The organism is Gemmatimonadaceae bacterium, assembly GCA_020852815.1.
In the GTDB taxonomy this organism is placed as follows: domain Bacteria; phylum Gemmatimonadota; class Gemmatimonadetes; order Gemmatimonadales; family Gemmatimonadaceae; genus SCN-70-22.
Window position 1 is genome coordinate 91,402 of record JADZAN010000003.1, and the last position, 24,742, is coordinate 116,143.

The following is a 24,742-nucleotide window of genomic DNA, read 5'->3' on the forward strand; positions in this document are numbered from 1 at the left end:
CCGACGGCGCTCGTCGGTCGCCACCGGTCAGCATAATTCACGTCGTTCACGTCGTTCGCCACTTCCCACCACGGCTCATCGGGGCTCATGCCAACAGATGCCCAACGGACGGCGCGGGCCGCGTTTGACGCGGCCCGCGCATCGTTTGACCGCCTGACGAGGGCGGTTGCCGCCACGGAGGTCTCGCCTGCGCTGTGCGACGCCTGGAGCGGAACCGAGAATGCCCTGCGCGCCTTGGCGGGGACCAACGTGCTCGGTGGAGTGGCACTCGTGCGCGAGTTGCGGCAGCGCAACCTCCTCGCGCTGGACGACGCGCACGCACTGGTCGACTTCCACGCCGCCGCCGAGCGCGCGGCGACCGAGGGCTACGCCCCCACCGACGCCGACATCGACGCGGCGCGCGCCGCCCGCGATCACATACAGCGCGTGCTGGACCGCGAGGTGGCGCCGGCGAGTGCGTCGTACACCAGTCCTCTCGCGACGCCGGCGTCACCGGCGACGCCGCGCTCCGCGCCCGACCAACCGCCACCGGTCCCGCTCGAGGGACCGCCATCCGCCAGGAGCAATCCGCTGGCCGCGGTGCTGGTGATCGTGGTGATCCTCGCCATGCTGGGCGCGGGGGGCTACTACGCCATGACGCTCGATCGCGAACCGTCGGAGCTGCGCGCCGGCCGGCAGGCCTTTGCGGCTGGCGACCGCGTCTCGGCGCGCAACGCCTTTGCCGCCGCGGTGCTCGCCGACCCGACGCTTGCCGAGCCGCACATCTACCTGGGGCGGCTGGCGCGCGACGCCGGCGACCGCGCCACCGCCAGCGCCGAGCTGCGGCGTGCGGTGGAGCTGGAGCCGCGCAACTACCTCGCCCACCGCGAACTGGCCGGCTTCCTTCTCGCCTCGGGGCAGGCGGAGCTGGCGCGGTCGTTCTACCAGCGCGCCATCGAGCTCAATCCCGACGACAAGGTCGCGATGGGCTTCATGGCGTGCGCGCTGCACCGCCTTGGCCGCACCGATCTCGCGGTGCGCTTTTTCCAGCGCTCGGGCGCCGGCCCCTGGGACGCCTGCAAGTCGACGCCTCCCGGCCCGCTGGGGGCGCCGCCAGCCGCAATGCCGGGTGCGTTTCCGGGTGCGGTGCCCGGTGCCGCGGGGGGAGGGGTTGCCGCCCCCGCCCGCGTTCCCCCTCGTTAGTCCACCATACCTCCCCTCGCATGATCCGCTCGCTCGACCCACGGAGCGTCCATCGTCACGTCCTCGCCAACGGGCTCACGCTCCTCATCCACGAGGATCACTCCGCCCCGGTGGCCGCGGTCGTCACCTACGTCAAGGCCGGCTACTTCGACGAGACCGATGACGTCGTGGGAATCGCCCACGTCCTCGAGCACATGTTCTTCAAGGGGACGCCGACGCGCGGGGTCGGCGAGATCGCCAGACAAACCAAGGCCAGCGGCGGCTACCTCAACGCGGCCACGATCTACGACCACACGTCGTACTACGCCGTCCTCCCCGTCGAGGGGCTCGACGCAGGGCTGGCCATCCAGGCCGATGCCTACGCCAACTCGGTCATCGACGCCGAGGAGCTGCGCCGCGAACTCGAGGTCATCATCGAGGAGGCCAAGCGCAAGGAGGACAACCCGGGGGCGGTCACCACGGAGACGCTCTACGAACTCCTGCACGACCGGCATCGCATCAGGCGCTGGCGCATCGGGCGCGAGGCGCCGTTGCGCGCGCTCGGACGCGACCAGCTCGTGCGCTTCTATCGCAACTTCTACCGCCCGTCGAACACCGTCCTCGTCATCGCCGGCGACGTCACCCCCGCGTCGATCCTGTCGCGCGTGACGGAACTCCATGGCGCCCTCCCCGACGGCACCATCGAGCGCCATCCTGGTGAGGACGAGGTGCAACGTGCGGGGCGCCGGTATCGCGAGCGCGCCGGCGACATCGCCGAGACGCAAGTGGCCATCGGCTGGCGCACTCCGGCCACGCGCCACCCCGACACCCCGCTCCTCGACCTGTTCGCGGCCGTGCTCTCCAGCGGACGGTCGTCGCGCCTGTACCGCGCGGTGCGCGAACAGCGACTCGCCTCGGGCGCGACGGCCTACAACTACACACCGACAGCGCTGGGCGTCTTTGTCCTCCACGCCGACGGACCGGCCGATCGCGCTCCCGAAGCCGCGCGCGCGATGTGGAGTGAACTGCACACGCTGCGCGAACGGGGGATCGATGCCGGCGACCTGCAGCGCGCGCAGCGTCTCTTCGAGTCGCGCTGGCTCCGACGCCTCGAGACGATGGAGGGGCAAGCCAACTTCCTCGCCGAGTGGGAGGCGTTAGGCGACTGGCGCTGGGCGGATGAGTATGCGCAGCGCATGCTCGATGCCACCGCCGACGAGGTGACCGACGCGGCGCGCCGTCATCTCGACGCGCAGCAGGCGTCGATGATGGTGTACCGCCCGGCCTCGGCGCCGGAATTCGCCGGCAACGTGGATGCGGCGTTCGCCGCGCTCGACGGTGCCCCCGCGTCGGCGCTGGCACCGGTCGCGCTCCCCCAAACGCCAGCAGCCGCAACGCCGCTCACGAGCGTGACCCCCGAGCAGGCGCATGGCGCGGTCTCCGTCTTCCGGACCGCCCGCGGCGTCCCGATCCTCGTGCGCCACAAGGCGGGCTCGCCGGTCGTGCACCTGGGGCTCTACGTCCTGGGCGGCGCCCTCGACGAGGCGGCCGCGCAGGCGGGAATCGCCACGCTCCTCGCGCGCGCCACGCTCAAGGGAACGGCCCGCCGAAGCGCCGATGGGATCGCCTTCGAGACCGAGTTGTTAGGCGGGACCATCGCGCCGACCGTCACGAGCGACGGGATTGGCTGGACGCTGTCGGTGACGCCGCGACACCTGGCTGCGGGGATCGACCTCCTGGCCGACGTCGTCATGGCGCCAACGGTTCCCGAGGGCGCGCTGGAGACCGAGCGCACGGTGGCGCTGTCGCAACTGGCGCAGCTGCGCGACGACATGATGCGCTATCCCGTGCGCCTGGCGACCGAGGCGGCGTTTGGCGACCATCCGTACGGGCGCGGTGTGTTAGGCAGCGATGCCACGCTGCGCGCGGTGACGGCTGGCGACGCGCGCGCCTGGCACGCGGCCAACGTGCTCTCCTCACCCTGCGTGCTCGCCGTGGTGGGAGACGTGGCCGCCGACGAAACGGCGCGCCGCCTCGCGTCGGCCTTCTCGGCGCTCGAATACCGCGCGCCGTTGCCGCTCGTCGAGCCGTCGTGGCCTAAGGCAGTCGTGAGTCGCGCCGAGCTGCGCGACAAGTTGCAGACCGGCCTCGCCATTGCCTTCCGTGGACCGTCGCGCCGCGACGACGCGCGTACCGAGGCGCAACTCATCGCCACCGTCGCCTCCGGGCTCGGCGGGCGCTTCTTCGACGAGCTGCGCGACAGGCAATCGCTTGGATACACCGTGCACGCCTCGGCCAGCGACCGGCTCGCGGCCGGGATGTTCGTTGCCTACATCGGAACCTCGCCCGAGAAGGAGGAGGTGGCACGCGCCGGACTCCTGCGCGAGTTCGACAAGCTGCGCGAAGCACCCATCACCGACGCCGAACTTGTGCGCGCCCGCACCTACGCGTTAGGCACGCACGCCATCGCCCAGCAGTCGGGGGGCAACGTGCTCGCCGAGCTGGTCGATGCCTGGCTGTACGGACGCGGGCTGGACGAACTCGATCGATACGCCGCTCGCCTCAACGCGGTAACGCCGCAATCGATGCAACGGCTGGCACGTGAGTACTTCGACCCTGACCGTCGCGTGGAAGGAATCGTGCGGGGACGGCGCGCGTAGCACGAGAAGACGAGAGGACGAGAGGACGAGAAGACGAGATTGCCCCGCCCCGGCGCCGACTCCCGCGCCCAAGGGTCCTGACCTCGTCTTCTCGTCCTCTCGTCTTCTCGTCTTCTCGTCTTCTCGTCTTCTCGTCTTCTCGTCTTCTACGCCGCCGTCGGCGTCATGATCTTCCCCACGAACAAAATCGTCCCGCTGATCCGTTCGCGAATCGCGAAGACAAACGGCCGGTTGACGTTCATCACCACGCGCTGGGGGAGCGAGACAACGCCGATGCCGATCGTGGTCACGGCCGCGGCCTCGGTCCCCACCTCGTTCACGTCCACGAAGCTGTTCTGCTTCACGAACGAGATGAAGAGCTCATTCCCCTTGCGCGACGACAGGCGCGTGAAGTCGGCAACGCCGCCGATGAAGGCCGTGGGCATTCCCATGGCCTTGAGTTCGGGGTTCAGCAGCCGTTCCCACGACATCTTGAAGCGCGGGAGCGACAGCTCGGTGTCCGCGGTCCGCAGCGACGAGGTGAGCGTCGTCCACGTCGCAGCGTCCAGCGAGTTCACCAGCGACGCCACCGTCTCGCCGGTGCGCGGCAGGACGACCGTCATCGAGAACGCGTCCCCTCCGTAGCCCAGGTCCACGACCTGCCGGCCGTCCACCAGGCCCACGCGCATCGTGTCCGTCAGGTGCATCATCGGCACCGACACCGCCGCACCTCCCTCCGGCGTGAACGGCGCATTGCTCGTCCGCTTCGGATCGAACGCCTGGCGCCAGTCCCCCTTGAAGTAGATGGCGTTCATCAGGATCATCATCAGGTCGGCGTCGAGGAATTTGAGGACCTCCTCGATCTTCCCGTTCGTCGCCGTCTTGGCCCAGCCGTTGATCGTCGTGAGCGCCGAGGGGCTGTTGAAGTCGAGCCCCGCCGTGCTGGCGTCGAAGTACGACTTGGATTCGGACAGGAAGGTGGGTTCGACGAATGGCGCGAAGGTATCGCGATAGAAGATCGAGTTCGCGATGCGGAAGTCGACGTGCGAGTCCAGCCCACGCAGGAGCGCGATCAGGTCCCGGTAGGCGGTGAGCACGTCGGTGCGCGACATGGTCCCGAAGCCCAGCGTCGTGCGCATCTCGGTCTCGGTCGTCCCCGCGGCGCCGTTCACCAGCATCCCCAGCGCCATCGACGCCGAGAGGGGTGAGATGAAGTGGTTGTCCGAAGGAGACGCGCTGTTGATGCGCCCCAACAATCGGAAGCCGAAGCCGTTGGCCGCGGTGATGATCCCCTGCTCGGCGCCGCTCAGGCTCCGCGGCAGCGTAGTAATGACGTTCGGCGCCGCCTCGCCAGGGCCCGACGAGTCGCTGCATGCTGCGGAGAGCACGAGCGAGGTACAGCACAGGACCGCGACACCGAAACGTCTCATGGGATTGTCCTCATCGTCTCTCGGCCGGCGGATACCCCAACGCGTCGTTGAGCCATCGCACCAGCGGCGCCATTGCCTTGAAGTCCTTTTCCACCTGCTGCGTCAGCCTGGGCGAGAGCGCCATGGCATCGTCCAGCGGCGCCGACACGGTGAACGAGGCGTGCCGCAGCAGCGCGCCATGCTCGTGCTCCTTGTCGAAGCCGCGCGGGACCCGCGACAGCTTGCCTTCCTCGCTCAGTGCACCGAAGCGCGACACCAACGCCTTTGCCTTCAGCAACTTCTTGAGCTCGCCCCCGCGCTCGGCAATGCGCTCGCGGATGGCCGCCAGCGTTGGACGCGCCGGCATCCAGATCCCCCCCGCCACGAGCGATTCGCCCGGCTCCAGGTGGAAGTAGTACCCCGCGCCGGCGCCATGCGTCTCGCTCCCCACCCCGTGAGACGCACGAACGTGCGAAAACCAGCAGGCCACGTGTGTCTTGTACGGCGACTTGTCCTTCGAGAAGCGCGTATCGCGGTAGATGCGGAAGATCGAACGCTTGGGGCTGCCATGGATCTCCGGTGTGGACTCCGCCAGTCGCACGTCCATCTCCTCGACAAAGAGCTTCATTGGCTCCATCAGGAGTTCGTCGAACTGTTCCTTGCGCGCCTTGAACCACTCGCGGTCGTTGTGGCGCTTGAGTTGGCGGAGGAACTTGAGCGCCTCGGGGGAGAAGCCGGGAAAGATGTTCATCGTCCCTCAGTCGATTCGGCGAGCGCCTGGGCGGCGCGCGCCACGGTGGTCGCGGCGGGGCGCAGGCGCCCGCCAGGGGCACGCAGCCCGTCGAGTGTGTCGTAGTCGCCTGCGCCGTCGATGATGACGGCGCGCATCCTGGGCTGGGTGGTGGCCCACGCCACCACCCCCCACAGCGCGCGCTCCTGGTTCCGCTCGCCAAACGTCCGCGGATACCCGCGCGCCGAGAAGACCCACTGCTCCTTGGTGGTGCGGCGCATCCACCGTTCCGCCAGCCGCAATCGCGCCTCGAGCGAGGCCCCGCCGCCGAACGAGGGCGCCAGCGAGAAGCCCAGCAGGTCGATCCCCGGTTGCCGCGCTCCCCACGCGTACAGCGCCGAGTCGGCGGCGGTGAAGGCCGACGCATTGAGCGCCACCTTCGTGCGCGGGCGCAGGCGATGCACCTCCTCGGCGGCGCGCGTGAAGTAGTCGCGCCACCACGCCGGCGCCACACGCCCTAACGCGGTATGCCCGGCGTCTTCGGGGTCGAGCGCGGGTATCACCACGTCGGGTCGCAGGCGACGCACCACCTGGTCGAGCATTGCCAGGCGGCGCTCCAGGTAGCGGCTGGGGCCCTGTCGATACAGCGCGCCATCGGCCTCGCCGTAGCCCAGCGTCACGACGAGTTGCACCGAGTCGCGGCGCAGGGCGTCGAGCGCATTGGCCAGCGAGTCCAGCGCCAGCGCTCGCACACCGTCAGGCGCAATGGTGACGCTCACGATCGACGCGTCGAGCGAGTCGGCGAGCGTCAGGTCGCGCTCCAGCGGGAGCGGGGCGGGGGGGGCGTCGAGCGTGGGGAGGATGTGCAACCCCAGCAGGAAGTCACCGCGGGGGCGCTCCTGCAGGCGCTCCGTTCCCAGTGGCGCGAACGACTCGGCGGCGTACACCGAGCGTGGGAGTTCCATCGCGAAGATCGCCACCGATGTCGCCGCCGACAGCGCCAGCACGGCGCGCACCGAGCGGCTCACCCCCCAGCGCGCTGGATATGCAGGGGAGAGCAAGGGGAGGGCGAGCACCCACGGCGACCAGAGCGCCATGCGCCCGAAGATGAGGCCCAGCGCCCCCGACTGCGCGACCGCGGTACCCACCAGCGGCGACGGCAGCGCAACGATCCACTCCGACGCGAAGCGCGCCGTGGCCGCCGCCAGCAGCGTGCAGTTGAAGGCAAAGATCGGCAGCGCAAAGAGCGGCGTCACCAATCGGCGAAACAGTGCGTAGCCGCTCTGCAACACGTAGAAGAGCAGGACCACCGGCCAGAGCCACGCCACGAGATATACCACGCGCCCCGTCATCGTCGTGCTCGCGGCCAGCGCGATCAGCGCGCCGGGAACGATGAACAGTCCGCAGATCGACGTCAGCGCCAGAAAGAGGCGCGTCTGGCGGCGAGCATTGGCAATCTGCCCGGCCAGCAACACGTCCCAAAGCAGTACGGCGGCCGACAGCGCCACGTACAGCGAGATTCGCCAGTCGTCGCGAAGTGACATCACGTCCCCAATCTCCATTGGTGCGGGAGCCACGCACAAGCACGCGACAGAGCGCCGTGTGCCGGTGCGCGCCCATCCCCGAGCGCGAGACCGGGAATTACCTTGACCGCATGGACCGCCGCCCGCTGCTCTATCTCCCCTCGGTGATCTCGCTCACGCGGCTCGCAATGGCGGCGGCCTTCGTGATGATCCCGTCGCCGGTCACGCGCGTCTGGCTCATCCTCCTCGCCGCACTCACCGACTTCCTCGACGGGTGGCTGGCGCGCCGCGCCAACCTCACCACCCGCTGGGGGGCGCTGATCGATCCGGTCGCCGACCGCATGTTCGTCTTCACCGCGGTCTGCGTCTTCCTCTTCGAGGGACTCATCTCGACGTCGCAGTACTTCATCCTGATTTCGCGAGACTTCATGACCGCGGTCGGCTTCCTCGTGGCGCGCGCCGTGTCGTGGCTGCGCCCCATCACCTTCCGCGCCCGCCTGTCCGGCAAGGTGGCCACCACGTTGCAGCTGATGGCGCTGCTGGCCGTCCTGTTGCAGCCGCATCAGGCACCCTGGCTCATCCTCGCCGTCGGCGTCACCTCGCTCTGGGCCATCGTCGACTACACGCTCATGCTGTGGCGGGAGCGCGAGCGCACCGCCGCATGACCGTGCCGCGTCCCGCGCGCGCGGGCACGGCGCTCGCCCTCGCGGCCGCCCTCTTCCCGGCGCTCGCGCACGCACAGCGCCCCACCGGGACACAGTTCGAGGCGCGCCTCGACGCCATCGCCGCGCGCACGCCGTCGTTGCAGCTGGGAGGCGGCTTCAACGTCCCCGCCGGCCTCTACGTGCGCATCGGCGGCACCGTCGCCGGCGGCATCGCCAGGCGCAATGGCGTGACACACGGTGCCGCGCGCGCCGACGTCATTGCCCGCTTCCTCCTCGACCCCTTCGCCGAGTCGCCCATCGCCCTCTACGGACTCGGCGGCCTGAGCGCCATGGTCGACCCGTTCGAGCACGCGCGGCCGCGCGTCGTCGTGGGGCTGGGAATCGAGTCGCGCGTGCGCAACCGCCGCGCGCTGGCCGCCGAACTCGCGCTCGGCGGCGGCGTTCGCATCGCCGGCGTCATTCGCCGCGGTCGCCGCGCCGGCCGCTAGCCCGCAACGCAGCTCGCAACGCAGGCCGATGCGCAACCCGGCGGCGCCGGGCCGTCGGCACTCTCGACCTGGCCGCTCGCCCCAAAAAAGCAAAACCCCCTCGAACAGGAGGGGGTCGTCGTGCTACGCCGCGGTGATCGCTTCGTTGTTCCGGCTCTGCTTCGGCGGCTGGACGAATCGCTCGCCCAGCGTGCGGATCTGCTTCAGTTGCTCCTGCGAGAGCTCGTGGAACCGATCGGCAAGATACTTCATGGTTTCATCGAACCATTCGCCCTGGTGCTCGGGCTCAGAGCCGATGACTCCGCATTGCATGATGTGCTGGAACAGCTCGTCACGGGCTTCATCGAACGGCGTCGGGATGGCCGACGGCGTGTGACGACGGGCGGGTTTCTTCGCCATGTCCTCGGGTTGAAAGGTGGGTACGACACCCAAAGCTAATCGATCAGTAGCGTCTGCCAAAGTTACGCGCGGCCGTGCGCGAACGTTCTGCGGCTGCCGCAGTAGCTGGCAGCGCGTCTCGCGCCGCCAAGCCAGCGGACTTTCAGCGGCGCGACGCGAAGTCGCCGATCAGCTCGGCGAGCGTCTCGGGCGACTCCTCGGGGACGAGGTGCCCCACTTCGTCCACATTCTCGTATCGGCCGCTGGGGAAGGAAGCTGCGTATTCCTCCGCGATCGCCTTCGTGCACCAGCGATCGCGCGTCCCCCGTACCACCAGCACCTCCTGGCGAATGGACGCCGGCGCCAGCTCCTCCAGCTCCTCCTCCTCCAGCGCCCCGGCGAGCGCCAGCAGGTGGTTCGTCCCCTCGCGCCCCAGATACGGCGCCAGGTACCGCCCCACGAGAACCGCGGGCATGTGGTCGGACGAACTGACCGATTCCTCGAGGAACGGGGTCAAGAGCGCCGAGGCGCCAAACAGCCCGCGCGTGAGGCGCAACGCGTGGCGCGCCGTGTCGCGCTGCAGATCGCGGACGGCGGGCCCCGGAATGTCGTCCAGTGGGGGCGGCCCCACCATCACCAGTCGCGACACCCGATCGCGCCGGTCGCTTGCCAGCGCCATGGCAACAATCGCCCCGATATCGAGCCCCACCAGGGCGGCGCGCGGAATCTGGAGGGCGGTCAGCGCGCGATCGACGTAGTCCGCCTGTGCCAGCACCCCGAAGTCGGCGTCGAACGGGCGATCCGACTCGCCGTAGCCGAAGAGATCGACGGCGTACGCCGTCATCTGCCGCACCGCCAGCATCGGCCCCACGTGCCGCCACAGGAAGGCGGTGGTCCCGAAACCGTGGAGCAGGACGACCGGCGCTCCGCCGTAGCCGAACCGCTCCACGTGCATCGCCCCCGGCCCCACCGGGACACGGAAGATGTCGGGATCGGTCGGGACGCTCACGCGAATGTGGGGGAGATGTCGGGGTGGAATCCGGCGCCATCGAGGCTCGGCTGGCGCCGGAAATGTAAGCGACCACCCCGCCATCGTCGGCGTCCACCGCTCGCTGCCGCGCGCCTCGTGGCCATGCCCTCTCCCTCCTCACCGCTCGGCGTCCTAGGTTTCCCGTCCCCCAGACCGCCGAACACCGACGCATCGCCGCCGATGCGACGAAACCGACAGAGGAGCAATGGCCAAGCAACCAGTGGATGCCGGACGAGGACGCGGACCCAACGTGGTGAAGAAGCACGCCAAGCGGCGACAGGGGAACTTCTACGCGATCCTGGGGCTCGTGGGCGCGCTCGTCGGCGCCTTCATCTTCTACCGCGTCACCCAGCCCAAGGTGACTCCGGAGAGCACGCGCGTCGATCCGTCGCTCCTCCCGCAGGCCGAGGGGTACTTCATGGGGCGTGAAGACGCACCGGTGAAGGTCCTCGAGTTCGCGGACTTCGAGTGCCCGGCCTGCGGCCAGTTCTTCGTGCTCACCGAGCCCGACGTGCGCCAGCGCCTCATCGAGACCGGGGAGATCTCGTACCGCTTCTTCGATTTCCCCCTCCCGGGGCACAAGAACACGTGGCCGGCCTCCAACGCCGCCGCCTGCGCCAACGAGCAGGGGAAGTTCTGGCAAATGCACGACATGCTCTTCCAGTCGCAGGACGAGTGGAACGGCGCCGCGACCTCGCGCCCCAAGTCGGTCTTCAAGGGCTACGCCGAAAAGCTCGGCCTCGACGTCGCGAAGTGGGAACAGTGCTTCGACGACCAGAAGTTCCTGCGGAACATCCAGTCCCACGAGGCCGAGGCCGTGCGTCGCCAGGTGGCGCAGACGCCGACTTTCATCATCGGCTCGCGCCTGGTGCCCGGCAGCATCTCGTTTGACAAGTTCAAGGCCTACGTGGACAGCGCCAAGGCCGAACTGCCCGCGCCGGCCGCCGCGCCCGCCACCGATACGGCGAAGAAGTAGACGTAGCGGCCCTCGCCCTACGTGCGAACGCCGCCCCTCTCGATGGGGGCGGCGTTTCTCGTTAGGTGCGGTCGGTGGCGAAGCGGCGGCGCGGGTCGATCTTCTCGACCAAAGGCGTGGCATCCGGTCGCTTGTACACCGCCTCCTCCAGCCATCTCACCTCGTCTGCTCGCTCGGCGTCGGGGACGTCGCGCCACCACACCGACTTCTGCGGGTTCCACTTGTAGCTACGTGCCTTGAGCGCGTCCTTCGACTCGAAGGGGGCGCCCGTCGCGCACACGCGCCACACGGGGCGGCGCGCGTTCTCCAGCAGGAGCCGCATCGGGACGACGCCGTCCTCGAACGGCGTCGCAAGGAGATGGATCCCGGCGTAGACGTCCTCGTCGGCGCGATGCGCCTCGTAGAAGGTGCGGGCGTGCTTGTACAGCAGGAACTCGAGCTTTGCCGAGTCGAAGCCCTGGCTCGCCCACGGCACGTCCTGCTGAGAGCAGGCCCAGTGCTTGTCGGCAAAAACCGGGAGGCGCCGGTCCAGGAAGCCGCGATCGAAGGGCGCGTTGTGCGCGATGACGAGGACCGACTCGCGCGCCGCGGCGGTGATCGCCGCGTCATCCAGCCGTTGCCCTGCCACCATCTCGTCGGTAATCCCCGTCTTCGCCACCACGAAGGGGGGAATGGGGCGCCCCGGGTCCTCGTAGCAGGTGATGGCGGGATGGACCTCGTGGACCTCTCCCGTTGCCGATGAGTAGTCGAACGGAACGCCGCAGAACTGGATGATGACGTCGCTGCGCACCTCCAGGCCGGTGGTCTCGACGTCGACATAGAGCGCCCGGCGCACGTCGTTGCACGCTCCGGCGGCGTACCGCGCGCGCCGCGGAAGTCGGCGCAGCACGAGGTAGTCGGGGTCCGCGGCCAGGATGGCGGCGGCCTTCTCCGAGGCATCGCGGTCGGCGCACATTGGCGCCAATCTACCGTATCCACTGACATCCGAGAGGGGCGGTGCGCCGATCTCAAGCAGCCATTGGCACTTGGCCCGATCGGTCCAAAGCTCCCGCTCGTCAGGGATCACCCGGAGCGCTCCGGGGAGAAACCCTCGTTGCACCCTCTGGCGCAAAGACGGACCCTGGTAACAGCATTTTCCATCCCTGAACGGAGATCGCCATGCCCGCGACGTTTACCCCCATTTCCAACGACGTGCTCGATGGTGTGCGCAAGGGAGACGAGAAGTCGTTCGAGCGTCTCTTTCGCCAGCACTTCGATGCATTGATCGAGGAGGCGAAGGCCAACTTCGATGATGCCGCAGCGGCTCCCAAGGTCGTGGAGATTTCGGTCCTTAGGGCCTGGGAACAGCGCGCCTCGTTCGAGTCGTCGGCCGCGTTGGAGGCATTCCTTCGCAAGTCCGTTCACGATGGCGCCCTGCGGGAGAAGGGGCGCAAGGCCGCGTTGCACCGCTTCGAGGCGCACGAAGGGGTCCACGTCAAGAAGGGTCACAACGGCGCACCGGCCACGGCCGACGAGGTGTGGCAGCACGTTGCCGCGGCGTTGCACGCGCCGCCCCCCGATGCGTCGATCACCAGTGCGGCCAAGGCCGAGATGTCGCGTCACAACGCCGCCGAGCACATGGCGGCGGTGGGGAAGCGTCGCTCGCCGCTCGTCACGCTGGCCTACTTTGGCGGCGCCGTCTTCGTCGTGGCAACGCTCCTGTGGGCCATCTTCCGCGAGTCACCCGCGCAGAAGGTATCGCGCTTCCTCAAGCATGCCGACTCGCAGGAGATCATCTCCAAGTTCGGGCAGGTGGGCTCCATGACGCTGGGCGACGGGACCAAGGCCAAGATCGGTGCCGACTCCAAGCTCCTCATCCCGCCCGGCTTCAACACCGAGGTGCGCGCCGTCCGCGTGACCGGCACGGCATCGTTTGAGGTGGCGTCGGGACAGTCGCTCCCGTTCGAGGTTCGCGTCGGTGATGCCGCCGTGATCGCCACTGGGACCGCCTTCGTGGTGAACTACGACACCGCCAGCTCCTCCGCCCTGGTCCGCGTCGACGAGGGGACCGTCGACGTCCGGTTCGGCGACAAGGCGAAGGAAGTGAGGTCGGTTGGTGCCGGCAAGGCGGTGACGGTGAGCAAGACCGGCGAGATCACCGATGCCTCGCAGGCGCAGGTCGACGAGACCACCGCGTGGACCTCCGGCCGCCTCGTGGTCGTCGACAAGACGTTGCGCCAGGCGCTCGAGCAGACGCGCCGCTGGTACGGCATCGCGCTCGTCCCGTCGGACCAGTCGCTCATGGAACGCAAGGTCTCGATCGACGCCTCGCTCGACTCGTCCAAGGACATGATCGCCGACCTCGAGCAGTCCGGCAACATGCAGTTTGGCTGGGACGACAAGACGATGACGCTGTACGACAAGGGAACGGTGAAGGCGAAGAAGTAGTCGCCGCGCCTCACGCCAGTCCGATGCACGCCCGGTGGCACCCAACGCGGTGTCACCGGGCGACTTCGTTGCGACGTGCTGCTACGCCCGGTCGCGCCTGACGAGGACCTTCCGCCCCTTGATCGTCGAGCTGCGCAGCGCGTCAACGACGTCGTCGGCCACCTCGTCCGGCACCTCGACAATCGAGAAGCGATCGGAGATCTGGATCGCGCCGATGGCGCGCGAGTCGATCCCCGCCTCGTTGGCAATCGCCCCCACCAGGTCGGCCGGTCGAACCTTGGCCGTGCGCCCGGCACCGATGTAGAGACGGGCCACGTCCCACGTGGGCCCCTGGCTCCGCTTGTGCTTGCGCGGCGGGCCAAACGACTCGTCGCGCCCCGCGCCAGCGGCGCGCCGGGTGCCACGCTCACTGCGTTCACTGCGGTCGCCGCGGTCGCCGCGGTCGCCGCGGTCGCCGCGGTCGCTGCTCTCGTACCTGCCACGCTCGGTGGCGTCGCGATCGGCATCGCGTCGTTTGGTGGCACGCTCTCCCGTCCACGCACTCCGCTCCGCCGAGCCCTCCGCGCGCTCGCTGCGTGGCGCCCACTCCTTGCGACCGGCGCGCTCCCCGCGCGGCGCCGCCTCCGCGCGATCCGCACGACTCGTGCGAGCCGCGCTGCTCGTGCGATCCGCGCGCGTCGGGCGCTCGCGGCGTGGCGCGGCCGCCGGGATCTCCTCCTCGTCAGGCGCCCCCTCGCGTGCCTCGATCTGCTTCACCGCCGCCGCCGCCACGTCCATCAGGTCAAACTCCTCGGCCAGCGATTCCACGATCACGCGATAGGCATCCAGCTCGCCCCCCAGGATCGTCTCGCGCAGCGAGGCGCGCGTCAGCTCGAGGCGGCGGGCGCGCAGGTCAGCGACCGTGGGGACCTGGGCGATCTCGATCTTCGACTTCGTGAGGAACTCGATGTTGCGCAGCAGGCGGTGCTCGCGCGGCTCGGCCAGCGTGATCGCCACCCCTTCGCGCCCCGCGCGCCCCGTGCGCCCGATGCGATGCACGTACGACTCCGACGCCGACGGCACGTCGTAGTTCACCACGTGCGAGACGTGCTGCACGTCCAGCCCGCGAGCTGCAACGTCCGTCGCCACGAGGAGGTCGGTCTTGTTGGCGCGGAACTTCTTCATCACGCGATCGCGCTGGTCCTGCGACATCCCGCCGTGCAACGCCTCGGCGCGATACCCGCGGGCGTTCAGCGTCTCGGTGAGTTCGTCCACCTCGGTGCGCGTGCGGCAGAAGACGATGACCGATGTCGGATGCTCGATGTCGAGCACCCGCCCCAGCGCGGCCATCTTGTGCGCGCGCGGGACGATGTACGCCACCTGACGAACCTTCGCCGCCTTCCCCGCCGCCACCGGCTCCCGATCGATCTTGATCGTCTCCGGGTCACGCAGGTGCCGCGAGGCGATGGTGGCGATGCGCGGCGGGAGCGTGGCGGAGAAGAGCGCCGTCTGCCGCTCGGCGGGCGTGGCCTCGAGGATCGCTTCCAGGTCCTCGGCAAAGCCCATGTCGAGCATCTCGTCCGCCTCGTCCAGCACGACCGTCTTCACCGCGTCGAGCGAGAGGCTGCCGCGACGGATGTGGTCCAGCGCCCGCCCCGGCGTGGCCACCACGACGTCCACCCCGCGCTTGAGGGCTCGAAGCTGCGTCTCCATCGACGCTCCACCGTAGATGGGGAGCGAGAGGACGCCGAGCGGCTTGCCATAGCGGTGCACCGCCTCGGCCACCTGCATGGCGAGTTCGCGGGTGGGGACGAGGATCAGGGCGGCGGTCCGCTCGCGCGCCGGCGCGTTGGGCGAGAGGCGGTGGAGAAGGGGGAGTGCAAACGCCGCTGTCTTTCCGGTTCCGGTGGCCGCCTGGGCGAGGACATCGCCCCCCGTCAGGAGCGCGGGGATTGCGGCGCGCTGGATCGGCGTCGGCTCCTCGTACCCCAGCGCCGTGAGCGAGGCAAGGAGGCGCGAATCGAGGCCGAGGGCTGCAAACCCCTCCGTGGCGTCGTCGGTGCGGGTGTCCGGATCGACGACATCCGCTTCCGCGGCGAGGACGGTCTCGAGCGAAACAGGGGGGGCAGAAATGGCACGAGGAGTCATGACGGAAGCTAGTCGCTCTCTTCGTTATTGACAGATGGTAAGACCAGCCGTAGTATTAGCGTTCGGCAGTAGGGCAAGTTGCAGTCAGTCCGTGAAGACCATGGGACCTCGCTCTCGCGGTGGTCCCTTTTCTGTTTGGCGCATCCGCTGTTCCGACCAGGCTCGCTGGCGGATTCATGGTGCGGCCCGGCGTGGGGGCGTTGGTCCACGATTCACTTGAGTGATCGGGAAGTACGGCATCACCGGACTCCGACCACAACAACACCTAGGAGTACGGCAATGCGTATCACCGGCACCGTGAAGTGGTTCAACGACGCCAAGGGGTTTGGTTTCATCACCCCTGAGAACGGCCAGAAGGACTGCTTCGTCCACCACTCCGCCATCCAGGGCAAGGGCTTCAAGTCCCTGGCCGAGGGCGAGCGCGTGGAGTTCGAAGTCGTGCAGGGCCAGAAGGGCCCGGCGGCTGAGAACGTCGTGAAGCTCGGCCGCTAACCCGGCCAGTCGGGGGGCGATACCCCGCCCCCCATCGGCGACCCGGCCGCCCAGCGGCCGGGGCGCCACTTCAAGCGAAAAGACGAGTCACCGTCGCCGCAGCCGCGGCGTTCCCATCGAGTAATCCATCATGATTGAAGTCAAGCTCGACGAAGGCGATCGGTTGGAGTGGGCCCTCAAGGCCTTCAAGAAGAAGGTCCTGAAGTCCGGCATCCTGAAGGAGCTGCGCCGCAAGCGGCATTACGTGAAGCCCAGCGAAGCGCGCCAGCTCAAGTCGGCCGCGGCCCGTCGCCGCGCCCGGCAAAAGCCCCGCCCGTCAGAGTAACTCGGTAGTCGACCCGTCTTTCGCCCCCGCCCCTGTTTGGGTCGGGGGTTTCGTCGTTGCGGGCACGACGAACTCCCGCTCCTCCTCGCGGTGACCCAAAGGTGGCTGGCAAACCGGTAGCCGCAGCCCCGGCGCATTGCGCCAGTGATGGCGCGGCTACCGGTTTGGAACCACGACTAGCGCCGAGCTGCAGCCGCCGAGTCGCTCAGGCGCAACGCTGGCCGGTCGATCACCGTCGCGTCCGGGTCGACGTCGCTCCCCACCGGCAACGCCACGTCGCGCGTGGGCTTGGCTCGCAAGGCGCGCCGCGGAACCAGCTCCTCGCCCAGCTCGACGAGGACGCGCGTTGCCACCAGCGACGCCAGTGGCTCCGGAACTCCCATCACCCGCACATACGTGTCGATCGCGCGGTCGAACGGCATGTCCTCCGACAGCGTGTCGATGAACATGAGCGCGTTGCGCACGTGCGTCTCGATGATTGCATCCTCCGCCCGCGCCTGCGCCAGGCGCATCCGCCGCTCCGCCCCCTCGTCCAGCCGACGGGGGAAGAGGGATTCGGGGAAGATTCGGCGGAGGAAGGAGGGCATTGGGACGGGGGACGGGGGACGGGAGTTCGGTGGTGCGTGGTGCGGGGGGTGTGCGAGCTACGGGGACGGTGGCTTGCTACACGATAACGTCTCTGCCCCGCGTCGCCCATGCCAAGGCCCCGCGCGCACTCCCGTCCCCCGTCCCCCGTCCCCCGTCCGCCCCTAGCTCTCCTGCGACTCGTATTGATCCTTCAATCTCGCCACCACACCCGGATCGGCGAGCGTAGTCGTGTCGCCCAGCGCCCGCCCCTCGGCGATGTCGCGCAGGAGGCGCCGCATGATCTTGCCGGAGCGGGTCTTGGGAAGGTCGGCGCTGAAGAGCACGTCGTCGGGGCGCGCGATGGCGCCGATCTTCTGGGCCACGAAATCGCGCAGTTCGTCGCGTAGCTCGCCGCTGGGGTGGTGCCCGGTGCGCAGCGTGACGAAGGCGGCAAGCGCCTGGCCCTTGAGCTCGTGGTGCTTTCCCACCACCGCGGCTTCGGCGACGGTCGGGTGCTCCACCAGCGCGCTCTCCACCTCCATCGTCCCAATGCGGTGTCCGGCCACGTTCAACACGTCGTCCACGCGTCCCAGGATCCAGTAGTAGCCATCCTCGTCGCGCTTGGCGCCGTCGCCGGCGAAGTACAGGTCGGGGCGGCCGGGCCACTTGGAGAAGTACGTCTCCACATAGCGCTCGTCGTCACCCCAAATGGTCCGCAACATCGACGGCCACGGGCGCGTGAGGGTGAGGAGCCCTCCGCCCACGGTGATCTCCGTCGCCTTGGCGTCCACGAGCTGCGCGAAGTAGCCGGGAAGCGGCTGCGTGGCCGATCCCGGCTTGGTGTGCGTGATGCCCGGGAGCGGGGAAATGACGATTGCCCCGGTCTCCGTCTGCCACCAGGTGTCGACGATGGGGCAGCGCCCGGCGCCGATGTGCGTGTGGTACCAGATCCACGCCTCGGGATTGATCGGCTCGCCCACGCTGCCTAACAAGCGCAAGCGCGACAGGTCGTGCGCGGCGGGCCAGTCGGCCCCCCACTTCATGAAGGCGCGTATCGCCGTGGGGGCGGTGTAGAAGATCGTGACGCCATGCCGCTGGCACATCTCCCACATGCGGTCCTTCTCCGGCCAGTCGGGGGCCCCTTCATACATCACGCAGGTGGCACCGTTGGCCAGCGGGCCGTACACCAGGTACGAGTGTCCCGTCACCCACCCTACATCGGCCGTGCACCAGAACACGTCCTCTTCCTTGAGGTCGAAGACGTGCCGCGTGGTGTACGCCACACCGGTGAGGTAGCCCCCGGTGGTGTGCACAATCCCCTTGGGCTTCCCGGTTGTTCCGGATGTGTAGAGGATGAAGAGCACATCCTCGGCCTCCATGGGCTCGGCCGGGCAGGAGGCGTCGGCCTGCTGCATGAGGCGATGGTACCAGTGGTCGCGCCCCTCCTCCATCTCCACGTAGGCCTCGCCAATGGGCCCCGACGTGCGCCGCTGCACGACCACGACGTGCTTCACCGACGGAACCTCCTCCAGCGCCTTGTCGGTGTTGCGCTTGAGGGGGACGATCTGCCCGCGTCGATAGCCGCCGTCGGCGGTGATCACGACCTTGGCCTCGGCGTCGTTCATGCGATCGCGCAGCGACTCGGGCGAGAAGCCGCCAAAGACGACGGAGTGAATCGCCCCGATGCGCGCGCACGCCAACATCGCGATTGCAGCTTCGGGAATGAGCGGGAGGTAGATCCCCACCCGGTCGCCGCGACGCACGCCGAGCTTCTTGAGGACATTGGCGAACTTCTGGACGTCCTGGTACAGCTCCCAGTAGGTGATCGTGCGACGGTCGCCCGGCTCGCCCTCGAAGATGATCGCCGCCTTGTTGCGCCTGGCGCTGTTGATGTGCCGGTCCACGCAGTTGAAGGCGACGTTGAGCGTCCCGCCTTGGAACCAGCGAGAGCGCGGCGGCTGCCAGTCCAGGACCGTGTGCCACGGCGTGAACCAGTCCAGCGCGCGCGCCTGCTCGGCCCAGAAAGCCTCGTAGTCGGCGGAGGCGCGCTCGTAGACCTCGGGAGAGCGGTCGTGCGCGTTCCGGGCAAAGTCCTCGCTGGGCGGGAACTTCCGGTTCTCCTGCAGAAGAACGTCGATGTCGGACATGACGGAAGCGGTCGGATTCGGGAGACTCGCCGCGCGCCGGGGCGTGAGCGGTAGGGCGTGGCGCTTCGGGAGGTCCCCGAGTAGCGCCAAGCGTTCCGATTCTGGGGAGGTGAGCGTGGATGTGCAACCGGAAAAGCGCGACGGCGCGCCATGGAGTTCGGGCGCGGTACGGTCGATACGGCAGAGTGGAGAGCCTGCCGCGATTTGCCGACCACATGCGCCGCCGCCGGCGCCGCCATGAATCAGGCAAGTCACGCCACGGCAACGGTTTCACCACTGCTGGCGCGCGCTGGCACGCTGTTCGCCATCATCACCGCCGTCCGGGACGACGATTGGTGCCCCGGTACGAACGGCCCCTCATTCGTCCAGTCATCCCATGACCGCAGTCGTCGAATCGAACCTGATTCTCGCCCCCTCGCGCCTCGTCTCGGAGACGCGAGTCGACTTCCGCTGCGCCGCGCTCGATTCGCTGGAGCGCGCCCGGGAGAGCGGGACCCCCCTCCTCGCCATCGACATGGGGGAAACGCGCGATGTGGACGCGAGCGGGCTCGGGATCCTCGTCCTGGTCCAGAAACGGGCGCGCGAGCGCGGCATCACCACCCGCCTCCTCAACACGCAGAGCAGCGTCCGCTCACTCCTCACGCTCACCAAGCTCGAGCCGCTCTTCGAGTTCGCCTGAGACCGCGCCAAACCGGCCGCCCTGTGGCGGCCGAGCACGTGAATCGCGCCACCTCGTCGCGCCCGCGCCTCCTGCGTCGGGCGCTTCTTGTTGGATTTCCCCCGGTTCCGGGTTTGCAACGGGGTCAAAGGGGACCAGATTCCTCGTGACATGTTTTCCTTCCGGTTCGGCCCCGCGCCGGCCGTCATCCTCGCGGATCGCTTTCTCCTCTGATGGTCACGATCAAGGACGTCGCACGGCGGGCGGGTGTGTCGGTGGCAACGGTATCACGCGTGCTCAACAAGAGCGGCCCCGTCAGTCCCGCGGCCGCGGAGCGCATCCACGAGGCGGCCGAAGCGCTGCACTACGTCCCGCACGGTGGCGCGCGTTCGCTCATCACCTCCAGGACCAACACCATCGGCGTCCTCCTTCCCGATCTCTACGGCGGCTTCTTCTCCGAGATGATCCGCGGGATCGACCAGACGGCGCAGCAGCACGGCTATCACCTTCTCCTTTCGGGCTCGCACAACCGGCGCAACGAGATGGAGGGGGCCATGCGGGCCATGCGTGGCCGCACCGACGGCGTCATTGCCATGTCGCCGCACTTCGATGCGCGCACGCTGGTGGAGAACCTCCCGCCGTCGCTCCCGGTGATCCTCCTCTCCTGCGAGGCGGGTGACAGCGACTACCAGGTGATCGCGATCGACAACGCGAGTGGCGCCGCGGCGATGGTTCGCCACCTCGTTGCCCTGGGGCATCGCCGCATCGCGATGGTCATGGGGGAGAAGGGGCACTTCGACACCGCCGAGCGTCTCCAGGGCTACCGGCAGGCGCTGCTGGATGCGGGGATCGAACTCGACGCGCGCTACGAGGCGCAAGGCGACTTTAGCGAAGCGTCGGGGCACCGTGCGGTGCAGGAACTGCTCGCGCTCGACGAGCGCCCCACGGCGATCTTCTGCGCCAACGACTCGATGGCGATCGGCGGGCTGGCGGCGGTGCACGAGGCAGGGCTCGACGTTCCCGACGACATCACCGTGGTCGGCTTCGACGACATCCCGCTCGCGCACTACCTGTCGCCGCCGCTGTCGTCGGTGCACGTCCCGGTCTTCGAGATGGGGGAGCGCGCCGTGTCGCGCCTCATCGCGGCGCTCAAGGGCGAGCCCACCTCGGAGCGCCGCCACGAGCGTCTTCCCACGCACCTGGTGGTGCGCGATTCGTGCGCCCCTCCGCCCGCAGAGGCGCGGCAGGCCAACGCCGGGCGCGCCTGAGCGCTCGCACCAACGTTCAACACGTAGCGTGACATCCGCATGATCCATCCCTGGCGCGATCTCCCGCCTGGCCCGCACCCGCCAGACGAGGTCACCGCAGTCATCGAGATCCCCAAGGGGAGCCGCAACAAGTACGAGCTGGACAAGGAGTCGGGGCTCTTCAAGCTCGACCGCGTCCTCTACTCGGCGGTGCACTACCCTGGCGACTACGGCTTCATTCCGCGCACGCTGCACGAGGACAACGATCCTCTCGACATCATCGTGCGCATCGACGAGCCGACCTTTCCCGGCTGCCAGATCCAGTCGCGCCCCATCGGCGTGCTCAAGATGCTCGATCGCGGCGAACCGGACGACAAGATTCTCGCCGTCCCCTCGCACGATCCGCTGCACCACGAGTACTACGACATCGCCGACCTGCCGCGGCACTACCTGGACGAGATCGAGCACTTCTTCCAGATCTACAAGGACCTGGAGGGGAAGCGCATGCAGATCGTCGGTTGGGAGAAGAGCGAAGTCGCGATGCGCGTGATCGAGGATTCGATCGTGCGGTACGCGGCGCGCTACCTCACGCAGGGACCGTAGTGCGGCGCTAGCGCCACCGCCGCATCACGGGTGCGGCTCTAGCGCCAGCGCCGCATCACGGGTGCGGCGCTAGCGCCAGCGCCGCATCACGAGGGCGGCGTTGATGCCGCCAAAGCCGAACGAGTTGCTGATGAGGTGTTCCACGCGCGCCGAGACTCCCTCGCTCGCCACGTGGGCCAGGGCGCAGGCCTCGTCAGGCGCCTCCAGGTTCACCGTGGGCGGGAGCCACTCGCGCTCCAGCGCCAGGGCGCAGATGGCGGCCTCGATCGCCCCCGACGCGCCTAACGCGTGCCCGTAGTACCCCTTGGTCCCGCTCACCGGGACCGTCGCCGCGCGCTCGCCCAGCACCTGGCGGATAACCTGCGTCTCGGTAGGGTCGTTGAGTGGTGTCGAGGAGGCGTGCGCGTTGACGTAGCCCAGCTCGTGTGCCGCCAGCTGCGCGTCGGCCAGGGCCAGGCGCATGGCGCGCGCCGCCTGGCTCCCGTCGGGGCGCGGCGCGGTCATGTGGTGCGCGTCGTTGGTCTGGCCAAAGCCCAGGACCTCGGCGTAGATCGGGGCGCCGCGCGCCACGGCACGATCGTGCTCCTCCAGCACCAGCACCGCCGCCCCCTCGCCCATCACGAAGCCATCGCGGTCCCGGTCAAAGGGGCGCGAGGCACGGAGCGGATCGTCGTTTCGCGTCGACATGGCGCGAATGAGCGCAAAGGCGCCGTAACAGAGCGGGGCGAGCGGTGCCTCGGCGCCGCCGGCAATCATCACGTCCGCATACCCGTCGCGCACCTGGCGGAAGGCGTCTCCGATCGCGATGGTCCCCGAGGCGCAGCTCATGGCATTGGTGCTGTTGGGCCCCTGCACGCCGAACTCGATGGCGATGTTGCAGCTGGAGGCACCGCCAAAGACGGCAAGCGCGAGCGTGGCATCCACGGCGCGCAGCCCCTGGCGCAGGAAGACACCAAGCTGCTCCTCGGCGTAGCCCACGCCGCCGAGCGCCGTTCCCATCATCGCCCCCACCCGCTCCCGGTCCTCGCGCGCCAGGTCGAGCTGGGAGTCCTCCAGCGCCATGCGCGCCGCGGCCACGGAGAACTGCCCGAAGCGATCGAGTCGCCGCGCGCGCTTGGCTTCGATGTGATCGCTGGCCACGAAGTCGTTCACTTCCGCCGCGGTGTGCGAACGGAAGATCGAGGGATCGAAGCGCGACAGCGCGCGCACGGCCGATTGCCGCGCGGCAAGCCCGCTCCACAGTCCGTCACGCGTGGTGCCGATGGGCGTGATGGCGCCGATGCCGGTGACGACGACGCGACGCCCCTTCATGTGAGTGGCGAGCGCGAGGCGTTCGCGCGCGCCTCGGCGAGGAAGTCGGCGCGTGCGAGGAGTGGAGCGAGGTGACCTTCGGCGATACGCGCCAACCCCTCGAGGGTGCGCGTCGCGATGCCGTGCACGAAGACGGGCCCGATGACGACGGTGGCGGCCCAGATGCCGATGAGCGGCCAGTGCGGTCCATCCCACGCATGCACCAGTCGCACGCGTGTTCCTTCGCCGTTGGGTAACGCCTCGAAGCCCCACTCCACGTCCATGCGCGTCGTGATGCCGCCGATGTGGCGAAAGCGTATCGCGGGTCGCCCTTCGTCCACTTCCATCTCCGATAGCCACCACGTGGGCCAGTTGAGGACGCCGAAGGGGCGGTTGGCGCTCATCTCGACGATCCCGCCGCCGCCCTGGGCGCGGTCGCGAAAGCGGACGAAGCGGTAGTGCGGGAGGTACGCCGGCCAGTGTTCGACCTGGCGAGCGAGGGCGAAGATCTCGGCGACGCCTGCGCGCACGACGCGTTCGTCCACGGTCTCCATGGCACGTCCCGCGGGGAGCGGGCCTAACGAGAACGGTTCGCGCATGCGGCGGGCGTTTAGGGAGAGTGGGAGAGGGGGAGAGGTTGGGACGGCGCGTCAGGCAGTGGGCGCCCAACTGGCGGTAAGGCGAAAGCCGGGGCGCCGCCGGACCTCGGGACGGACGCCGCAGCTGTCATACACCACCGACTCCAGTTCGGGCACCGTGAAGCCCCGCAGCACGGAGACGACACCGTCGTGGCGACTGACGGGGTGGAAGCCGAGGGCAAACGACGCGACCCACAACCCGCCGGCGGCTATCCAGCTACGGCGCAGGTCGCTCACGATGACGCGGCATCGCGCCACGCGGTGCATCTCGCCCAGCAGCCTGGCCAGCGCCGCGCCCTCGAAGTGGTGCGCCACCTGGTGGCACGACACGATGTCGATGCTGCGGTCGGCCATCGGGAGCTGCAACGCGGAGGCGCACACGCCCTCGTCGGCGTGCCGTCGCGCGGCGCGGGCCAGCGAGGCATCCAGGTCGAGGGCGATGGTGTGCATCGCGATGCCGTGCGCCTCCCCGAAGTGGCGCGCATGCGCGGTGGCCTCACCCGTTCCGGTCCCGATGTCGAGGAACGATGCGGCGCGCGGCAGGGCGTGGGCGCACTCGCCGAGTGCGGCGAGGAGCGCACGGGTCCCCCCGAACAGGCGGTTCGCCATCGCGATGTCGCGGTGCGACCGGGTTCGCAGCTGCAACGGCAGGTCGCGCTGGTCGAGGATCTCGGGGCCGAGATGCCGGCGGGGGGTGAGCATGCGAATGGCCGCGCGGCGCGCTCAGCGCTCCAACTGCGCGTAGCCGCCGCGGTAGTACAGGAGCGGGCGTTCGTCGCGGGCGTTGGCGTCTTCCACCTCGGCCACGAGGATCGTGTGGTCGCCCTCGTCGTGACGCGCCGTGACGTGGCACTCGAGCACGGCGAGGACGTCGTCGAGCACCGGCGCGCCGCGCCGCGAGCGCGAGAAGCCGATGCCGTCGAAGCGCGCCTCGGCCTCCGTGCGCGAGAAGCGGCGCGAGAGTGCCTCCTGCGACGCGCTGAGCACGTTCACCGCGATCCACTCGGCCTCGCGGAGCGGCTGGTAGATCGACGCGTGGCGATCGATGCAGACGAGGATGAGCGGCGGCGAGAGCGACAGCGACGTGAAGGCGCTCACCGTCATGCCATGGTCGTGCCCGGCGGCATCGCGGGTGGTCACGACCGTGACGCCTGACGCGAAGCGGCCCAGTACGCTGCGAAAGAGATCGGAATCGAGGGGCATGTCGGGACGAAGGAGCACC

The 24,742-nt window shown here is 69.0% G+C and carries 23 protein-coding genes and 2 pseudogenes; 11 read left to right on the forward strand and 14 right to left on the reverse strand.

The window, feature by feature from the left end; translation table 11 throughout:
* Positions 1–87 precede the first annotated feature (87 nt).
* Positions 88–1,182 carry a tetratricopeptide repeat protein gene (locus tag IT359_03380; GenBank protein MCC6928015.1) on the forward strand — a complete coding sequence of 365 codons (1,095 nt, stop codon included), beginning with the start codon at positions 88–90 and terminating at the stop codon, positions 1,180–1,182.
* 20 nt (positions 1,183–1,202) lie between these two features.
* A complete protein-coding gene (locus IT359_03385) occupies positions 1,203–3,821 on the forward strand; it encodes an insulinase family protein (protein ID MCC6928016.1) in 2,619 nt (872 codons plus the stop codon).
* A gap of 146 nt (positions 3,822–3,967) precedes the next feature.
* Here IT359_03385 and IT359_03390 read toward each other — a convergent pair whose 3' ends face one another.
* Genes IT359_03390 through IT359_03400 form a run of 3 tightly spaced genes read right to left on the reverse strand, consistent with a single transcriptional unit; the run spans position 3,968 to position 7,486 of the window.
* Positions 3,968–5,230: a serpin family protein gene (locus IT359_03390; GenBank protein MCC6928017.1), complete on the reverse strand. Its 1,263-nt coding sequence runs from the start codon at positions 5,228–5,230 to the stop codon at positions 3,968–3,970.
* 10 nt (positions 5,231–5,240) lie between these two features.
* Entirely contained in the window at positions 5,241–5,960 is a 720-nt protein-coding gene (locus IT359_03395) for a DUF2461 domain-containing protein (protein ID MCC6928018.1), read from the reverse strand.
* Positions 5,957–7,486, reverse strand: coding sequence for a hypothetical protein (locus IT359_03400; GenBank protein ID MCC6928019.1), 1,530 nt, complete (start codon positions 7,484–7,486; stop codon positions 5,957–5,959). The genes IT359_03395 and IT359_03400 overlap by 4 nt, the downstream gene beginning before the upstream one ends.
* 107 nt (positions 7,487–7,593) lie before the next feature.
* On the opposite strand from IT359_03400, the gene IT359_03405 reads away from it, so the two are divergent.
* Together IT359_03405 and IT359_03410 are read left to right on the forward strand one after the other, a co-directional pair.
* Positions 7,594–8,127: a CDP-alcohol phosphatidyltransferase family protein gene (locus IT359_03405; protein MCC6928020.1), complete on the forward strand. Its 534-nt coding sequence runs from the start codon at positions 7,594–7,596 to the stop codon at positions 8,125–8,127.
* Entirely contained in the window at positions 8,124–8,615 is a 492-nt protein-coding gene (locus tag IT359_03410) for a hypothetical protein (GenBank protein ID MCC6928021.1), read from the forward strand. The genes IT359_03405 and IT359_03410 overlap by 4 nt, the downstream gene beginning before the upstream one ends.
* 123 nt (positions 8,616–8,738) lie before the next feature.
* Here the strand turns inward: IT359_03410 and IT359_03415 are convergent, their stop codons facing one another.
* Both IT359_03415 and IT359_03420 read right to left on the reverse strand, forming a co-directional pair.
* Positions 8,739–9,014: a hypothetical protein gene (locus IT359_03415; GenBank protein MCC6928022.1), complete on the reverse strand. Its 276-nt coding sequence runs from the start codon at positions 9,012–9,014 to the stop codon at positions 8,739–8,741.
* A 142-nt stretch (positions 9,015–9,156) separates the two neighbouring features.
* Positions 9,157–10,002, reverse strand: a complete 846-nt coding sequence (locus IT359_03420) for an alpha/beta hydrolase (protein MCC6928023.1) — start codon at positions 10,000–10,002, stop codon at positions 9,157–9,159.
* Positions 10,003–10,228: 226 nt separating this feature from the next.
* On the opposite strand from IT359_03420, the gene IT359_03425 reads away from it, so the two are divergent.
* Positions 10,229–10,999, forward strand: a complete 771-nt coding sequence (locus tag IT359_03425) for a DsbA family protein (protein MCC6928024.1) — start codon at positions 10,229–10,231, stop codon at positions 10,997–10,999.
* A gap of 61 nt (positions 11,000–11,060) precedes the next feature.
* Here the strand turns inward: IT359_03425 and IT359_03430 are convergent, their stop codons facing one another.
* Positions 11,061–11,954: a hypothetical protein gene (locus tag IT359_03430; protein ID MCC6928025.1), complete on the reverse strand. Its 894-nt coding sequence runs from the start codon at positions 11,952–11,954 to the stop codon at positions 11,061–11,063.
* Positions 11,955–12,157: 203 nt separating this feature from the next.
* On the opposite strand from IT359_03430, the gene IT359_03435 reads away from it, so the two are divergent.
* The gene (locus IT359_03435) at positions 12,158–13,426 is read left to right on the forward strand and encodes a FecR domain-containing protein (GenBank protein MCC6928026.1); all 1,269 of its coding nucleotides are present in this window, start codon (positions 12,158–12,160) and stop codon (positions 13,424–13,426) included.
* Between the two features lie 81 nt (positions 13,427–13,507).
* Here IT359_03435 and IT359_03440 read toward each other — a convergent pair.
* Both IT359_03440 and IT359_03445 read right to left on the reverse strand, forming a co-directional pair.
* Positions 13,508–13,912, reverse strand: a pseudogene (locus tag IT359_03440) (DbpA RNA binding domain-containing protein).
* Positions 13,913–13,930: 18 nt separating this feature from the next.
* Positions 13,931–15,553, reverse strand: a pseudogene (locus IT359_03445) (DEAD/DEAH box helicase).
* A gap of 279 nt (positions 15,554–15,832) precedes the next feature.
* Between IT359_03445 and IT359_03450 the strand changes: the two are divergent.
* Together IT359_03450 and IT359_03455 are read left to right on the forward strand one after the other, a co-directional pair.
* Complete coding sequence (locus tag IT359_03450; GenBank protein MCC6928027.1) at positions 15,833–16,045, forward strand: cold-shock protein; 213 nt, start codon at positions 15,833–15,835, stop codon at positions 16,043–16,045.
* Positions 16,046–16,175: 130 nt separating this feature from the next.
* A complete protein-coding gene (locus IT359_03455) occupies positions 16,176–16,370 on the forward strand; it encodes a 30S ribosomal protein S21 (protein ID MCC6928028.1) in 195 nt (64 codons plus the stop codon).
* A gap of 176 nt (positions 16,371–16,546) precedes the next feature.
* On the opposite strand, the gene IT359_03460 is transcribed toward IT359_03455, so the two are convergent.
* Both IT359_03460 and acs read right to left on the reverse strand, forming a co-directional pair.
* Positions 16,547–16,957, reverse strand: a complete 411-nt coding sequence (locus IT359_03460) for a hypothetical protein (protein ID MCC6928029.1) — start codon at positions 16,955–16,957, stop codon at positions 16,547–16,549.
* A 162-nt stretch (positions 16,958–17,119) separates the two neighbouring features.
* Positions 17,120–19,084, reverse strand: coding sequence for an acetate--CoA ligase (acs, locus tag IT359_03465; protein ID MCC6928030.1), 1,965 nt, complete (start codon positions 19,082–19,084; stop codon positions 17,120–17,122).
* Between the two features lie 376 nt (positions 19,085–19,460).
* Here acs and IT359_03470 point away from each other — a divergent pair, with 376 nt between their 5' ends.
* The 3 genes from IT359_03470 to IT359_03480 all read left to right on the forward strand — a co-directional run bounded on the left by IT359_03470 (position 19,461) and on the right by IT359_03480 (position 21,592).
* Positions 19,461–19,763 carry an STAS domain-containing protein gene (locus IT359_03470; GenBank protein ID MCC6928031.1) on the forward strand — a complete coding sequence of 101 codons (303 nt, stop codon included), beginning with the start codon at positions 19,461–19,463 and terminating at the stop codon, positions 19,761–19,763.
* A 212-nt stretch (positions 19,764–19,975) separates the two neighbouring features.
* The gene (locus IT359_03475; GenBank protein MCC6928032.1) at positions 19,976–21,010 is read left to right on the forward strand and encodes a LacI family DNA-binding transcriptional regulator; all 1,035 of its coding nucleotides are present in this window, start codon (positions 19,976–19,978) and stop codon (positions 21,008–21,010) included.
* Positions 21,011–21,049: 39 nt separating this feature from the next.
* Positions 21,050–21,592 (forward strand): inorganic diphosphatase, encoded by a 543-nt coding sequence (locus IT359_03480; GenBank protein MCC6928033.1) that lies wholly within the window; start codon positions 21,050–21,052, stop codon positions 21,590–21,592.
* A gap of 69 nt (positions 21,593–21,661) precedes the next feature.
* On the opposite strand, the gene fabF is transcribed toward IT359_03480, so the two are convergent.
* The 4 genes from fabF to IT359_03500 are packed head-to-tail and all read right to left on the reverse strand — an operon-like array spanning position 21,662 to position 24,723.
* Positions 21,662–22,903 (reverse strand): beta-ketoacyl-ACP synthase II, encoded by a 1,242-nt coding sequence (gene fabF, locus IT359_03485; protein MCC6928034.1) that lies wholly within the window; start codon positions 22,901–22,903, stop codon positions 21,662–21,664.
* Positions 22,900–23,481: an SRPBCC family protein gene (locus IT359_03490; protein MCC6928035.1), complete on the reverse strand. Its 582-nt coding sequence runs from the start codon at positions 23,479–23,481 to the stop codon at positions 22,900–22,902. Before IT359_03490 ends, fabF begins: the two co-directional genes overlap by 4 nt.
* 51 nt (positions 23,482–23,532) lie before the next feature.
* Complete coding sequence (locus tag IT359_03495; GenBank protein MCC6928036.1) at positions 23,533–24,222, reverse strand: methyltransferase domain-containing protein; 690 nt, start codon at positions 24,220–24,222, stop codon at positions 23,533–23,535.
* A 21-nt stretch (positions 24,223–24,243) separates the two neighbouring features.
* Complete coding sequence (locus IT359_03500; GenBank protein MCC6928037.1) at positions 24,244–24,723, reverse strand: flavin reductase family protein; 480 nt, start codon at positions 24,721–24,723, stop codon at positions 24,244–24,246.
* Between the last annotated feature and the right edge of the window lie 19 nt (positions 24,724–24,742).

Bases quoted from the DNA above. Each gene is read 5' to 3' on its own strand.
- IT359_03380 (MCC6928015.1), top strand. From the start codon at position 88: ATGCCAACAGATGCCCAACGGACGGCGCGGGCCGCGTTTGACGCGGCC.
- IT359_03385 (MCC6928016.1), top strand. From the start codon at position 1,203: ATGATCCGCTCGCTCGACCCACGGAGCGTCCATCGTCACGTCCTCGCC.
- IT359_03390 (MCC6928017.1), bottom strand. From the start codon at position 5,230: ATGAGACGTTTCGGTGTCGCGGTCCTGTGCTGTACCTCGCTCGTGCTC.
- IT359_03395 (MCC6928018.1), bottom strand. From the start codon at position 5,960: ATGAACATCTTTCCCGGCTTCTCCCCCGAGGCGCTCAAGTTCCTCCGC.
- IT359_03405 (MCC6928020.1), top strand. From the start codon at position 7,594: ATGGACCGCCGCCCGCTGCTCTATCTCCCCTCGGTGATCTCGCTCACG.
- IT359_03410 (MCC6928021.1), top strand. From the start codon at position 8,124: ATGACCGTGCCGCGTCCCGCGCGCGCGGGCACGGCGCTCGCCCTCGCG.
- IT359_03415 (MCC6928022.1), bottom strand. From the start codon at position 9,014: ATGGCGAAGAAACCCGCCCGTCGTCACACGCCGTCGGCCATCCCGACG.
- IT359_03425 (MCC6928024.1), top strand. From the start codon at position 10,229: ATGGCCAAGCAACCAGTGGATGCCGGACGAGGACGCGGACCCAACGTG.
- IT359_03430 (MCC6928025.1), bottom strand. From the start codon at position 11,954: ATGTGCGCCGACCGCGATGCCTCGGAGAAGGCCGCCGCCATCCTGGCC.
- IT359_03435 (MCC6928026.1), top strand. From the start codon at position 12,158: ATGCCCGCGACGTTTACCCCCATTTCCAACGACGTGCTCGATGGTGTG.
- IT359_03450 (MCC6928027.1), top strand. From the start codon at position 15,833: ATGCGTATCACCGGCACCGTGAAGTGGTTCAACGACGCCAAGGGGTTT.
- IT359_03455 (MCC6928028.1), top strand. From the start codon at position 16,176: ATGATTGAAGTCAAGCTCGACGAAGGCGATCGGTTGGAGTGGGCCCTC.
- IT359_03460 (MCC6928029.1), bottom strand. From the start codon at position 16,957: ATGCCCTCCTTCCTCCGCCGAATCTTCCCCGAATCCCTCTTCCCCCGT.
- acs (MCC6928030.1), bottom strand. From the start codon at position 19,084: ATGTCCGACATCGACGTTCTTCTGCAGGAGAACCGGAAGTTCCCGCCC.
- IT359_03470 (MCC6928031.1), top strand. From the start codon at position 19,461: ATGACCGCAGTCGTCGAATCGAACCTGATTCTCGCCCCCTCGCGCCTC.
- IT359_03475 (MCC6928032.1), top strand. From the start codon at position 19,976: ATGGTCACGATCAAGGACGTCGCACGGCGGGCGGGTGTGTCGGTGGCA.
- IT359_03480 (MCC6928033.1), top strand. From the start codon at position 21,050: ATGATCCATCCCTGGCGCGATCTCCCGCCTGGCCCGCACCCGCCAGAC.
- fabF (MCC6928034.1), bottom strand. From the start codon at position 22,903: ATGAAGGGGCGTCGCGTCGTCGTCACCGGCATCGGCGCCATCACGCCC.
- IT359_03490 (MCC6928035.1), bottom strand. From the start codon at position 23,481: ATGCGCGAACCGTTCTCGTTAGGCCCGCTCCCCGCGGGACGTGCCATG.
- IT359_03495 (MCC6928036.1), bottom strand. From the start codon at position 24,222: ATGCTCACCCCCCGCCGGCATCTCGGCCCCGAGATCCTCGACCAGCGC.
- IT359_03500 (MCC6928037.1), bottom strand. From the start codon at position 24,723: ATGCCCCTCGATTCCGATCTCTTTCGCAGCGTACTGGGCCGCTTCGCG.